The sequence below is a fragment of the Pseudomonas marincola genome, assembly GCF_900682675.2.
Lineage (GTDB): Bacteria > Pseudomonadota > Gammaproteobacteria > Pseudomonadales > Pseudomonadaceae > Aquipseudomonas > Aquipseudomonas marincola.
In genome coordinates this window covers 882,179-896,190 of record NZ_LR215729.2, presented here as the reverse complement: position 1 = coordinate 896,190, position 14,012 = coordinate 882,179, and the positions used below count along the sequence as shown (strand labels likewise).

Here is a 14,012-nt window from a genome sequence, read left to right as displayed (position 1 = left end):
CTTATTCGCTGAGAAATCGCTGCGCATCGGCAGCGCTTTGTTGCGGGATTTCTTCCATGGCCACATGCCCGACTCCGGCATAGATAATCACCTGAATATCCGGCAAGTCTTTCTGCCAGCGCGACACATGATTGGCTGACACCCAGCGATCCTGTGCACCCCACATCAGCAGGACTGGCGCCTTGATCGTGCAGATACGTTCAGAGACGTCGAGAAATTCCACGCGATTGGCGTGAATGAACAACCTGAATACATCTATCATTGCACGCCGATTGCCGGGGCGCCGAGACAGGTTGTAAATGCGTTCAAGTGTGCCTGGTTTGATCTTTTCCGGCTCGCCGTAAAGCTCGCGAACCCCCTGCACAATCAGTGCTTTTGGCATCCATACCGGCATCAGCAAGGGTGAACCGGGAATATTGGCAGCAGCCATGAGGCGCGGGACTTTGTCGATGTGATACCCGACCGGATCAATCAGGATCAACTTGTTTACTCGCTCGGGGTGCTGCACAGCAAAGGTCCAAGCGATGTATCCGCCCAGTGAACTACCGGCAATCGAGGCGCGCTCGACATTGAGGTAATCAAGCAACAGCCCGAGCATGTGATGCACCCGCTCAGCCGAATACTCTCCATCCTTGGCCGGGCCGGTTAGGCCAAAGCCCGGCAGGTCAAAGCGAATAACCCGATAATCGCCCGCCAACTCAGTCAGCCAGTCATTCCATGCATGCAGTGATGAAGCAACGCCGTGGATCAATACCAACGGCGGTTTTTGCGGATCACCTTGATCGCGAAAATGCACATTGAAGCCATCCAGTTCAACGTATTGCGAGCCGTCTTCTGCGCTGCCGTAACACCGTATGAGTTCATCCAGCGACAAGGCGCCAAAGCCCAAACGGGTTATGCCAGTCGCCAAAGGTGACACCGGCGAGAGACTGGAAGCGGACATGCAAGCACCTCTGAATGATCGTCAGCGTAATCAATCGCTGCACATCGACTAATCAGAGCATTGCGCCATGCCAAGTTGAACCTAACCTAGGTTCAGACCAGCGACTGCACGGCAATAGAAATGCCAACCGGTAATCATTACGGTATACGGCACGACTTTCAGATGGCTGAATTGAAGGGGTTAATGGGCTGTCTGCAGGTGTTCACTAGTCGAGCAAGCCGAGACTTTTCGCGCACGCCACCGCCTGGGTGCGCCGTTCAACCCCCAGCTTGCTGTTGATATGCCGGGCATGCGTTTTGACAGTGTGCACCGAAATAAACAAACGCTCGCTAATTTCCTGATTCGAGCAACCCTGAGCAATCAATTGCAGCACCGCTTGCTCGCGCGAGCTTAATGTCTCGACAGAACCTTGCTCATGATTCACCCGCTCCTCGCCTTGGGGAATTCGCGCCAGCAGCGCATCGCGCACCGGGCACTCTGCAAGCTGCAGCAATTGCTTGCGCAGCCAGTTGGGCTGATGCACGAGTAGCTCGCTGAATGCCAGCAAACCGCCACCCGAGGACTGCTCCACACATTCACGTAGCTGCGCCTGCGCCTCAAGCTCCTGACCAGACATACGCAGCAGCAGCGTCAACTGGCCCTGGGCAAACAGACTGAGCAAATGCCCCCCCATCTCTGGAGCGGTGACGATCAGTTGGCGCAAGCGTTTCTGCGCAGCATCGACCTTGCCTTGAATACGCTCAAGAGACGCCAGATGAAACTCGACATGCATCGGTAATTGCGGATGGTATTCAGGCGGTGTGGCACCGCCTTCGCGGCTGTAGGTTTGCGCCATACGCAGCAACCAGGACTCAGCAAGCTCAGTCTGACCCTGCTTTAACCACAACTCACACTTGATCAGCGTGATCATGGCCAGATAATAAATTGGCGGAATATCCCAGATGTGCATCAAGCGCTCGGCTTCAGCCAGCAGTGCAAAGGCCTCGGTTACTTTGTTCTGACGTCCGTACAAATTGGCCAGCGCGCAATAACCAATCAAAACACCCATGTCCCGGCAGGCACTGGCCTCGGCAATGCCTTCGCGTATACAGCTCACGCCTTTCTCACATTCAAGCCTGAGCAGCAGCAAGAAACCTTCGAATATTTTCAAACGGCCACGCACGGCATAACGGCGCTTGGCAGGCATGCGCGTGAGCAATTGCAAGCCGTCGTGGGCTTCATCAAGGGCTCGTAATATTTCGCCACGTGCTTGCAGCATGCGCACCCGGTCGTATCGGATAAGCGCTTCAAACAGGGGCTTATCGACGCGTTGAGCGAGTTCAAGCGCCTCGCGATTGAGTGCCCGCGCCTGCCACAAGTCACCGGTAATAATCAGCAGATTGGCCTGCACCGACTGACACAGCAGACGCTGGCCGTAGCGCTCTGCTTCGAGCGTTTGCAGGGCCTCACCGAGATAGGCCATCGCCACGGGCACTTCGCCGCGTCCACGGGCGATGATGCCGTTCAAAGCCAACCACTGTGCCAGCAGACTTTTTTGCTGCTGGGCATTTTCAGCCGGCAAGAACCGGCTCAGCTTATCTGCCAACTCTTGCGCAGCTTCCAGCTGGCAGCCTAACGCCAGCGCCCAGCCATACAACACAATCAATCGCGGCGAACTGACCAGCAGCGACTCGGGCAAATCCATTTTCCAGCGCAGTAACATGGCAACATTCTGCTCGCCGAGCATTTGTTCCTCAGACAAGCTTTGCACCAGACTCGCGGCAACATCCGGGTTGCCGGCGCGTAATGCCTGCTCGATGGCGTCATCCAGCAAGCCTTGGCCGCTAAACCAGCGGCAGGCACGCAAATGCAGGCTCGACGGGGAAACACCGGGGCTGGTCATCGAACGTGCACGCAACAAATCCGAGAACAAATGGTGGTATCGATACCACTGGCCCTGATCATCCAGCGGCACCAGAAAAACCTGATGGGCTTTCAGGTAATCAATAATCCGGGCGCTGTCGTGGGAATCACGCAAGGCATCGCAAAGCGCTGCACTGAAGCGCTCCTGACTGGCGGTGTCGTACAGGAAAGCCTGAATTTCAGCGGGCTGGCTCTCGATAACCTCTTCAAGCAAGTAATCTCGAATCAGGCCCTGGCCGCCATCGGGCGCGTGCTCATAGGCCTCGTTGCCTGCATGCTCGCTCGCGGCCAGCAACCACAGGCGTAAACCAGCCACCCAGCCTTCGCTGCGCTGCACAATCGAATTCATGGTTTCGGGCGGCAGGCATGCGCCATGACTGCCTAACAGCTGACTGATCTCAGACGGACTCAGGCGCAAGTCCTGCTCATCGAGTTCGAGCATCTGACGCGACAGGCGCAAACGTGCCAAGTGCCAATCCGGACGCTGGCGACTGGTAACCAAAACCACCACGCCACCCGGCATATGACTGAGGAAAAATTGTAAACAGTGATCCAGAACCGCGCCTTGGGCCAGGTGGTAATCATCCAGCACGATAAGCAACGGTTGCTCGCTATCGAGCGCACCAGCCAGCTCATCCAACACGCTGTCGAGCCATTCATCGAAAGGAAACGGCTGATGGCGCTGGCGCATTTTCATGACGTTTAGCGCATCACGACCGATCGACGGATACAACTGACGCAGCCCTTGCAGCAAGCGCTCGAGGAATCGCCCCGGATCAACATCACGGTGACTCAGGCCCAGCCAGAGGCTCTGCCATTGTTCAGGCAACGACTCGCAAAACTCGATGGCCAGCGAACTCTTACCAAATCCGGCCGGCGCCGAGACCAACAACAAACGACCCGACAAGCCTTCCTGCAGACGCTCGCAAAGATGCGCGCGCGCAACATGCCCGTCTGGCAGCGGCGGCCGATAAAATCGGGCAGCGTCCGTCTTCGAGGGCAGTTGGACAGCGAATAAGGTGTCGGAAAAGTCAGTCATTGGCCGTTTTATTAGGGGCTTTATTAACCAGCGTACACGATGCCAGCACCAGCCTACCTATTTGCCAGGATTAAATGAAGAGCCCGCCGCAGTGATAACCCGTAACCTAAACGCACAATTGCCGGTTATCGACGCAAATAACCACCAGAACGCGGTAAGCTTCGTTCGCCTGAGCCATTGAGTACGGTCCATTAACGGCGGCGCTGCAGATGTAACAAGGCGTAAAAGTCGCCATTTAGCAGACGAAAAAAAACCCGCCTCTCGCAAGGCAGGTTTCTTCTTGATCAACAGCGCAAATCAGGCGCTATGCACCTGACCGCGCTGCCTGCAGATTAACGTACGCCAGACTGACGCAGTGCTGCCGGAGTGTAATCGCTTTCCGAGGCCTTGTAGTCGAACTCGTAAGCTTGACGCTCTTCGTTCTTCATACCCAGGGCCAGGTAACGACCAGAAACCAGGTCATACAGGGTTTCCAGGGTGTACCACGGTACCTGGTGATCATAGTAGTACTGCGAGTGAGCCTCAGCTACGCGCCACAGTTGGCCACGGCCATCGTAATGGTCGATGGTCGCTGCTTGCCAGGTGTCTTCATCGATGAAGAAGTCACGCTTGGCGTAGATGTGACGCTCGCCTGACTTCAGGGTCGCCGTTACGTGCCATACGCGGTGCAACTCATAACGCGTCAGGTCCTGATTGATGTGACCTGCCTTGATGATGTCGTCGTACTTAAGCTTCGGCGAATCAAGTTCGTAGGCGTTGTAAGGAATGTACTTCTCTTCCTTGCCAACCAGCTTCCAGTCATAACGATCGGGAGCACCGTTGAACATATCGAAGTTATCCGAGGTACGCAGACCATCGGACGCAGTACCCGGACCGTCATAAGAAACCTGCGGGGCGCGACGAACGCGACGCTGACCGGCGTTATACAGCCACGCCAGACGCGGCTCTTTTACCTGGTTCAGGGTTTCGTGTACCAGCAGTACGTTACCTGCCAGACGCGAAGGCGCAGTCACACGCTGCTTGAAGTAGAACAGCACGTTGCTTTGCTTACTTGGGTCGTAATCTGCCAGCGAGTCACGGAAGGTAAACTCGTCCTGGAAGTAAACCATGGAGTACGAGCCATTAGCTTGCGGCGTAGCCTGAGTCACTTGGCGCTTCAAGCTACCGCCACGGTAACGGGTGATATGGTTCCAGATAACTTCCAGGCCGTTCTTCGGAATCGGGAACGGGTTGGCGACCTCGAAGTTTTCCAGACCGTTACCGCCTTCAACCATCGTGGTGTTGGTGGCGTTGTTCTTGGTCGCAGCGAGAACACTGGCTGGCAGCGTAGCCGAACGATGCGTGGTGTAAACCGGCATCTTGAACGTGTCTGGGTAACGCTTGAACATCGCCAACTGGCCAGGAGTCAGCTTGGCTTTGTACTGATCCAGGTTCTGCGCAGTGATGGTGAACAGCGGCTTTTCACCCGCATATGGGTTGGGCAGAAAACCCTTGTCATCGGCCTTGCCTGCAGTCGTCGGCAGACCACCTGTCCAGGCTGGAATAGTGCCGTCGGCGTTACCCGCCTTTTCGGCGCCCACCGGGGTCAAGGTAGTGCCCAGCTTGGCCGCTTCGTCAGGAGATACGGCAGCCATTACGCCGCTTGCAAGCAAGCTTAGCGTCAGTGCGATCGCACTGTTTTTAAGTAAATTAGTTTTTGTTTTCATGAATAATATTTCCCTCTATTCCTGACTACTTAGAAGTTCATACCGAAGCTGAGCGCAACGAAGTCGCGGTCAGACTGGGTGCTGTACTTGCCGTCAAAGAAACTGGCGTAGGACAGGTCGGCGGTGTAAGTGTTCTGGTACTCAGCGCCCAGCCCCAGGCTGACAGCCTTACGACCTTCTTCAAAGTTACCGCCTGGGCCTGGCGAGTAGCCATCGACGTCATGCGACCAGGCAACGCTTGGCTTGAGGTTTACACCCGCAAATACGTCGTTGTAATCCCAGATGGCTTTGATGCGGTAGCCCCACGAGTCGGTAGTGGTGAAACCGTCGTTTTCGCAGTAGCGCGAGCCGTTGTTCGAGCCGGAGGTACCAATAGTGCTGGCGTTAAGCGTCTCGCAAGTGCCGCCAGGCAATGGACCAGGACCAAAAACCGGGTCACGGCCGTAACGCAGCTCGCTGGTGCTTTCCAGACCACCCACGTGGGTCCAGCCTACTTCACCAACAACTGCCAGGCGGCTTGCACCCATTACCTGATCGAAGAAGTGGGTGAAGGTAGTCTGCAGCTGGCTGACTTCTTTACGCTTGTAGCCCGGAGTTTCCTGGCCTGGTTGGGCCTGGATGAGTGAGAGACTCGGGCTCAGCGGAGTAATACCGCCGTAAAGAATATCGGTAGTGTTGAGCTGTACCGGTGCGTTTGGACGGTAGCTGAATTCACCGCTCCAAGCTGTGCCCGTAGGCAGAGTGGTGGCGAAGCTCAAGCCGTAGAGACGAATATCTTCCGGGTATTCAATGAAATAGTTACTGGCGCCAGCAACTGTAGCGAACGCCAAGCCCTGCGAAGCACTTCTGAAGCCCGCCGAGCTCAGTACCTGCTGACGCACTGCAGCCAAACCTGCCGCACTGGTACATGCACCAGTAGCCGCACACGCCTGCTGGATAGAGGCAGAGGCCAAGCTGCCAACTGCACCCTGCGCGGCTGCGAAGGTTTGCGGTGAAGCAGCGCCGCCGCTGAAGATCGGGTTGCGGCTGTGGTAGTTCATTGCATAAGCACCAAACTCGGTATCAAGCTCTGGTGCGAAGTAACGGAACGACACGCCCCACTGGCCGTCATCACGCGCATCACGGTCACCACCACGTGGAACGATCACACCTTCAGAGGTAGTGGTGTAGCCGCCGCCATTTGCAGCAGAGAAACCTTGCACACCAGCCAACGCCGGGTTGAGTACTGCCAGGTTGCCGTCACAGCCATCAGCCACTACGTCTGGCTGGGAGAAGAACGTACCGCAGTTATCAATAACGGTCTGATCCCACTCCAGCTGATAGAAGGTTTCCATCGACAGGTTCTCAGTGAGGCTTTGAGCCACATAGAACATGTTGACCGGAATCAGACCTTCCTTGATTTCGGCGCCTGGACGACGGAATGCAGAAACGTCGACCGGGTTGATCGAGTTGATCGAGTTCTGGATGAAGGTACTTTCACCCCAGCTGACCACCTGCTTACCCAAACGCACAGTACCTGGCTGATCACCAATGGCGTAGTTGTAATAAGCGAAGGCGTCGAGGAATTGCGCGCCGGCAGATTTGGCAGCTTCTTTGGCGTTGCTGTCGTCGATGTCCTTGAACGGACGGTCACCGTCCTTCAGTTCAAAGTCATACCAGTACTTACCGCGAACGAACACACCGCCATCGCCATATTTCAGTTCAAGGTCGTGAATACCCTTGAAGATTTTCGAGAAGGTTTCGCCGCTCTTGAAGTTTTGACGACCATCGTCTGATGTCTGTGAAAGGCCCATACCGCCATTATTCACACCAATCAGGTTCTCGTCGGCACTCTCAGTCGACCAGCTAGCGCCCACAGAGAGCGAGGAGTCGAACTGACCTTCAATTTCACCAATGTTGAAGTTAATGGCGAAGGCCGGGCTTGCCATAGTAGATGCGAGGCTGACAGCCAATGGCAGTTTTGCCAGGCGCCAGAACATATTTGTTGTTGTCATCGACGCTACTCCATGTACATATTTTTGTTATGAGTGATGTGACTATATCCAGCAGGTACAACGGATTGATCCCCCTAAAGTGTGATTTATGACCCTTTAGAGACTCTGGCTCAAGTGTTTCGACGGATAAAAAAGCACCAAAGCCGCACGAGTGTTACCAGTAAACAGCAATTACCAAGCCAAACGCTTGTTTGAATTGGTAATTGCTCGATTTATCGCACGTAATTGTGATCTAGAGCGTAGAAAGGAAGCTGCTTCCAGCCGCCTGCCACTGGACGACATCGGCACGAATGCGCTTTTTGTCGAGTTTGCCGACACTGGTCTTGGGTACTTCGGTAACAAGCGCGATCTGCGTCGGGATCGCCCACTTGTTAATGAGGCCTTGCTCCACAAATGGCTTGAGGTGCTCCTTAAGACCTTTAGCATCCAGCTCACTGCCTGCGCGCAGGACCAGCAAGGCAAACGGGCGCTCACCCCACTGTGGATCTGGGATACCGACCACTGCGACTTCGCTGACTGCCGGGTGGCGACTGATCAGGTCTTCCAGCTCAAGCGACGACAGCCACTCCCCACCCGTTTTGATCACATCCTTGATTCGGTCGCGGATGTCGATGAAGCCCATGCCGTCGATGGTCGCCACATCGCCGGTGTGCATCCAGCCATGCGCCCACAGCTCTTCACCCTTCTCCGGCTCACGGAAGTAACCCTGGGTCAGCCAAGGCGCTCGCAACACCAGCTCGCCTTGGGTCTCACCGTCATGCGGTAACAGGTTACCGTTACCGTCCATAAGCGCCGCCTCGGCCAGCGGCACTGGAACACCAGCTTTGATGCGATAGGTGATCTGCTCGTCTTCGCTGCCGGAGCGGATTTCACTGTTCAAATAGCTGCACGAAATCAGCGGGCAGGTTTCCGACATGCCGTAAGCAGCCGTCAGTTGAATGCCCCGTGCTTTAGCGGCGTCGTAGACCGAGCGGTTAAGCGCACTGCCGCCGATGATCATTTTCATGCCACCAAAATCATAATCCTTGGCGCTTGGGGTATTAAGCAGCATTTGCAGAATGGTCGGCACGCTGTGAGAGAACGTGACCTTCTCGTCGCGAATCAGCTTGCAGAGCATCTCCGGCTCGTAACGCCCCGGATAAACCTGTTTGACCCCAAGCATGGTCGCCACGTACGGCACGCCCCACGCGTGCACGTGGAACATTGGGGTGATGGGCATATACACATCGTCATTGCCGAGCAGACGAATGCTGTCGAGGCTGGACACTGTACTGGCCATCGACATGGTGTGCAGAACCAGTTGGCGATGGGAGAAAAATACGCCTTTGGGATTACCGGTGGTGCCGGTGGTATAGAACGTGGTTGCAACCGAGTTCTCGTCAAAGTCTTCAAACGGGTAGGTCGGGCTGGCAGCGGCCAACAATTCCTCGTACTCGCCCACCAAGCCCGGCAAGTTGGCGGTTTTGGTGTCGGTATCCGTCAGTAACACGGTCTTTTCGACCGTGGTCAGTTGATCGGCCAGGCCGTTGTAGAGATCGACAAACTCGGTATTGACCAGCACGAACTTATCTTCGGCGTGGTTCATGGTGTAAAGAATCTGTTCGGACGACAAACGAATATTGATCGTATGCAGCACCGCGCCGAGCATGGGAATTGCAAACATGCATTCAAGGTAGCGATGGCTGTCCCAATCCATCACCGCCACGGTATCACCCGCTTTCACGCCTACCGCTGTGAGCGCACCAGCCAAGCGGGCAACCCGCTCATTGAGGGTCGCGTAGCTGTAGCGCACTTGGTCACGGTAGACGATTTCACGGGTTTTCTCGTAGCGCGCCCCAGACAGAAGCAGGCTCTTGACCAAAAGTGGATTTTGATGGGCATTAGCCACTGCCGGAATTATTTTTGTTTGTAGCATTGCTGGCACCTGTAGGAATGAATGTCGTCAGTTCATCATTAATCGACTTTAGTCAGCGGGCGTAGCGAACAAATCAGCCAAAAGAATGATTTGAACGTGACCCTATGACCACTTCTAGTCACGATGTAGAATTACTCGATCACCTTATTCACAAACCTAGAATAAACAGCAAGAGGTTAGCGACATGTCCGAGATCGTTATTGTCAGCGGCGCCCGTACTCCAATGGGCGGTTTTCAGGGCAGCCTTTCAACCGTTTCTGCCGTAGACCTGGGAGCAGCTGCCATTCGCGAAGCCATCACGCGTGCCGGTATTGAAGCCGCCGATGTCGAAGAAGTGGTAATGGGATGCGTTCTGCCAGCGGGTCTTAAACAAGGCCCTGCGCGTCAAGCGGCGCTGAACGCTGGCCTGCCGACTTCTTCGGGCTGCACCACTATCAACAAGCTGTGTGGTTCCGGCATGAAAGCCGTGATGTTTGCGCATGACCAGCTCAAAGCCGGCAGCAACGCGGTGATGATTGCAGGTGGCATGGAGAGTATGTCCAACGCCCCTTACGTGATTGAAAAAGCCCGTACTGGCCTGCGTATGGGCCACGGAGAAATCAAGGATCACATGTTCCTTGATGGTTTGGAAGACGCCCGTACCGGCCGTTTGATGGGCTCTTTCGCGCAAGACACAGCCGACAAATACGGCATCAGCCGCGAAGAAATGGACGCCTATGCCATCGAGTCTCTGAAGCGTGCGCAAACGGCAATCGAGAACGGTTCACTGAATGCCGAGATCGTGCCGATCACCGTCAGCTCGCGTAAAGGCGACGTGGTGGTTAAGGATGACGAGCAACCGCACAACGCCAACATCGACAAGATTCCAGGCTTGCGCCCTGCTTTCAAGAAAGACGGCACCATCACCGCAGCCAACGCCAGCTCGATCTCAGACGGCGCTTCGGCACTGGTCATGATGACCGCTGAGGAAGCGGCCAAGCGTGGCCTCAAGCCGCTGGCGAAAGTGGTTGCCCACGCAACGCAGAGCCAGGACCCGAGCGAATTCACCTTGGCGCCGATTGGCGCGATGACAAATCTGCTGAAGAAAACCGGCTGGAACAAAGATGAAGTTGATCTGTTCGAGATCAACGAAGCCTTCGCCATGGTAACCATGCTGGCCATGCGTGAACACGGTCTGGATCACGCCAAGGTCAACATCTATGGCGGCGCTTGCGCTCAGGGCCATCCCGTTGGTTCGACAGGTTCGCGCATTATCATCACGCTGATCAACGCGCTGAAAAACACCGGTGGCAAGCGCGGTATTGCCTCGTTGTGCATCGGCGGCGGCGAAGCCACTGCAGTGGCCATCGAGCTGATCTAAGCCGACTCAAGACCACCGCGCAACCTTGCTTGCGAGCGCGGTGGCTTTTGACTGAAAGGCTGCAATCAGCCTTCCAGCAATCATGCCTCAATGCATTTCAGTCAGTGCCAGCTTGATCCCCAACCCTACCAGCACCACACCCATCGCCCGGTCAAACCAGTGACCCAAACGGGCGAAGCCGGCGCGCACTCGCTGCTGGCTGAACAACATGGCCACCAGACAAAACCACACTGATGTAGCGGCCGCCAGATAAACCCCGTAACCCGCCTGAACCAGCAACGGCGTGTGCGGATTGATCACCACAGTGAACAACGACAGGAAGAACAAGGTGGCCTTGGGATTCAAGCCATTGGTCACGAAACCGGTCATGAACGCAGCCCGAGGCGAACGTTCAAGACGCGGCTGTTCGCTGTCGCTCGTATTCGCCGCAGCCGGTTTGGCGCGCAAAGCCTTGAAGCCGATATACAACAGGTAGGCCGCGGCCAGCCATTTCAGCGCGTTGAACAAAACAATCGACTGCGACACGATCAGGCCAATACCCAACAACGAATAGGTGACGTGTACGAAGATGCCGCAGCCCACACCCAAGGCTGTGAAAATGCCGGCACGACGCCCTACCCCGACACTTTCACGCACGACAATTGCGAAGTCCGGCCCCGGGCTTGCCACCGCCAGCAGGTGAATCAGCGCCACCGTAAAAAACTCTGCCCAATACATTGTCGCCTCCGTGAAAACCTGATGATTCTGTTAGGCTTTGCCAACCCCGTGGTTGCAGCACCCAGAAATAATGCGCCTGTGACACCTCGCAATCAGCACCGTTTGTAAGAGAGTCGCTGTTCTCATCTTGCTCAATGCATGAGCCGGTTGAGAGCGCAGCTCTTTTACTGGCCTGTTTATAAGAGGTTGCCAGTCGCAAATTTCGCTCGCCACAATAAGCCAACTGCCTAGTGGATTAAAGGTACAGATAATGAGTAACAGTAATCGCGCGGTTTTCCTCGATCACCACTCGCTCGACCTCGGCGATCTCGACATGCAGCCGCTGAAGCAGGTTTTTGACGAGCTCGAACTCTATCCGGCCAGCACCCCCGAGCAAGTTGCCGAGCGCCTGCAGGGCGCCCATGTTGCCATCACCAACAAAACGCCTATCACCGCAGCCACGCTGGGGGCCTGCCCGGACTTGAAACTGGTGCTAGTAGCCGCCACGGGCACCAACAATATCGACCTCAAGGCCGCTCGCGAGCATGGCGTTACCGTCAGCAACTGCCAAGGTTATGGCACGCCTTCGGTCGCGCAGCACACACTGATGTTACTACTCGCGCTGGCAACACGCTTACCGGACTATCATCGCGATGTGGCTGCAGGGAAGTGGCAAACCGCCAAACAGTTCTGCCTGCTCGATTACCCGATTGTCGAACTCGAAGGCAAAACCCTGGGCATGTTGGGACACGGTGAGCTCGGCGGCGCTGTTGCAAAACTGGCCGAAGCCTTTGGCATGCGCGTATTGCTGGGACAAATCCCCGGCCGCCCTGCCCGCCCGGACCGCCTGCCGTTGGATGAGTTGCTGCCGCAAGTCGACGCGCTGACCCTGCATTGCCCGCTCAATGAGCACACTGAAAACATGCTCGGCGAACGCGAACTCAATCTGATGAAGCCCGGCGCTTACATCATCAACACCGCGCGCGGTGGCTTGATCAACGAGCAGGCACTGGCCGACACCTTACGTCGCGGCCACTTGGGCGGCGCTGCAACCGACGTACTGGTGCAAGAACCGCCAGTGAACGGCAACCCGCTGCTCAGCGCAGACATCCCACGTCTGATCATCACGCCGCACAGCGCCTGGGGCAGTAAAGAAGCACGCCAGCGCATCGTTGGGCAGATGACCGAGAATGCTCAGGGATTTTTCAACGGTGCAGCCATTCGCGTAGTCAGCTAAGCTGCGCGACTTTTTTGAGGAGCGATCATGGACCCGCGAAGCGAAGTACTCCTGCGTCAAGCCGAGCTATTCAACGGGCCACTGCTCCTCGCAGGCTTACCCGCCGACGACTTGCTCGGGCAACTGCCCCATGCACGAGGCTGGAGCTGGCATGCCGGCGATCAGCAACTGCTTGAGCAACGCTTCCCTGACCGCACCTATTTAGGGGTCAGCCCAGCCGCAGGCGACTATTCGTCTGCGGTGCTGTTTCTGCCTAAGTCCCGCGAGCTGACGGCGTATCTGCTGCACGCACTCGCCGCCAACCTGCAAGGAGGCGAGCTGTTCTTGGTCGGTGAAAAACGTGCCGGAGTCGAGCGCGCGGCCAAGCAATTGGCTGAGTTCGGCAAGGCGCGCAAAATCGACAGTGCACGGCATTGCCAGCTCTGGCAGATCCACGTCGAGCAGGCGCCGGCGCAACCGCAACTCGAAGAACTGGCTCAGCATTACTCGCTGGAATTAGCCGACGGACCACTCAAGGTCGTTACCTTGCCCGGCGTGTTCAGCCACGGGCGACTGGATGTTGGCAGCGCCTTGCTGCTTGAACACCTGGACGACCTGCCGAATGGCCATATTCTGGATTTTGGCTGCGGTGCCGGCGTCATCGGTGCGAGCATCAAACGCCGCTATCCGCAAAGCCGCCTGACCCTGCTCGATGTCGATGCCTTTGCAGTCACCAGCAGCCGTCTCACGCTTGCGGCCAATAATCTGCAGGCAGAGGTCATCATCGGTGACGGGATTGATGCAGCCCCCGACAATCTCGCCGCGATTATCAGCAACCCGCCGTTCCATCAGGGTGTGCATACGCATTATCAAGCCACCGAGCATTTATTGCGCCAGGCCGCGCAGCATTTGCAACGCAGTGGTCAACTGCGCCTCGTGGCCAACAGTTTTCTGAAATACCCGCCGCTGATCGAACAGCATCTGGGCCCCTGCCAGACACTCGCAGACGCCAACGGATTCAGGATCTATCGCGCCGACAAAGCCTGAGTCCGCCAGCCACACTCAAAACCTTTAATGCAGATTTGCCGAACTCGAAAAAATTCGGCAAAATGCGCGCGTCCTAGGGGAGTAGTCTCCCGTGAATGCCCGCATTCACCCGGCACGCGTCAACATACTTGGTCAACAGACCATGGCGCGTGCGACCCGAAGCCCAATCATTGGGCTCGCTGAGCGCAAGCCGC

Annotated in this window: 9 protein-coding genes and 1 riboswitch; of the genes, 3 read left to right on the top strand and 6 right to left on the bottom strand. The window is 56.3% G+C overall.

From position 1 onward, the window contains the following. Position 1: 1 nt before the first annotated feature. From PMYSY11_RS04065 to PMYSY11_RS04045, 5 genes are all read right to left on the bottom strand, one after another. A complete protein-coding gene (locus PMYSY11_RS04065; protein ID WP_150548382.1) occupies positions 2 to 943 on the bottom strand; it encodes an alpha/beta fold hydrolase in 942 nt (313 codons plus the stop codon). 205 nt (positions 944 to 1,148) lie between these two features. Then, positions 1,149 to 3,884, bottom strand: a complete 2,736-nt coding sequence (locus tag PMYSY11_RS04060) for a winged helix-turn-helix domain-containing protein (RefSeq protein WP_150548381.1) — start codon at positions 3,882 to 3,884, stop codon at positions 1,149 to 1,151. Positions 3,885 to 4,216: 332 nt separating this feature from the next. After that, positions 4,217 to 5,590, bottom strand: a complete 1,374-nt coding sequence (locus PMYSY11_RS04055) for a DUF1329 domain-containing protein (RefSeq protein WP_090515187.1) — start codon at positions 5,588 to 5,590, stop codon at positions 4,217 to 4,219. Between the two features lie 29 nt (positions 5,591 to 5,619). Then, positions 5,620 to 7,584, bottom strand: coding sequence for a DUF1302 domain-containing protein (locus tag PMYSY11_RS04050; RefSeq protein WP_150548380.1), 1,965 nt, complete (start codon positions 7,582 to 7,584; stop codon positions 5,620 to 5,622). Positions 7,585 to 7,816: 232 nt separating this feature from the next. Then, positions 7,817 to 9,499: a fatty acid--CoA ligase gene (locus PMYSY11_RS04045; protein ID WP_150548379.1), complete on the bottom strand. Its 1,683-nt coding sequence runs from the start codon at positions 9,497 to 9,499 to the stop codon at positions 7,817 to 7,819. 184 nt (positions 9,500 to 9,683) lie between these two features. Here PMYSY11_RS04045 and PMYSY11_RS04040 point away from each other — a divergent pair, with 184 nt between their 5' ends. Next, entirely contained in the window at positions 9,684 to 10,859 is a 1,176-nt protein-coding gene (locus PMYSY11_RS04040) for an acetyl-CoA C-acyltransferase (RefSeq protein ID WP_150548378.1), read from the top strand. Positions 10,860 to 10,946: 87 nt separating this feature from the next. Here PMYSY11_RS04040 and PMYSY11_RS04035 read toward each other — a convergent pair whose 3' ends face one another. Beyond that, on the bottom strand, positions 10,947 to 11,576 hold the full coding sequence (locus PMYSY11_RS04035) for a LysE family translocator (RefSeq protein ID WP_150548377.1): 630 nt from the start codon (positions 11,574 to 11,576) through the stop codon (positions 10,947 to 10,949). Between the two features lie 250 nt (positions 11,577 to 11,826). Between PMYSY11_RS04035 and PMYSY11_RS04030 the strand changes: the two genes are divergently transcribed. Beyond that, positions 11,827 to 12,792 carry a 2-hydroxyacid dehydrogenase gene (locus PMYSY11_RS04030; protein ID WP_150548376.1) on the top strand — a complete coding sequence of 322 codons (966 nt, stop codon included), beginning with the start codon at positions 11,827 to 11,829 and terminating at the stop codon, positions 12,790 to 12,792. 27 nt (positions 12,793 to 12,819) lie between these two features. After that, positions 12,820 to 13,818, top strand: coding sequence for a class I SAM-dependent methyltransferase (locus tag PMYSY11_RS04025; protein ID WP_150548375.1), 999 nt, complete (start codon positions 12,820 to 12,822; stop codon positions 13,816 to 13,818). Positions 13,819 to 13,876: 58 nt separating this feature from the next. Next, positions 13,877 to 13,996, top strand: a riboswitch (yybP-ykoY riboswitch). Positions 13,997 to 14,012 lie beyond the last annotated feature (16 nt).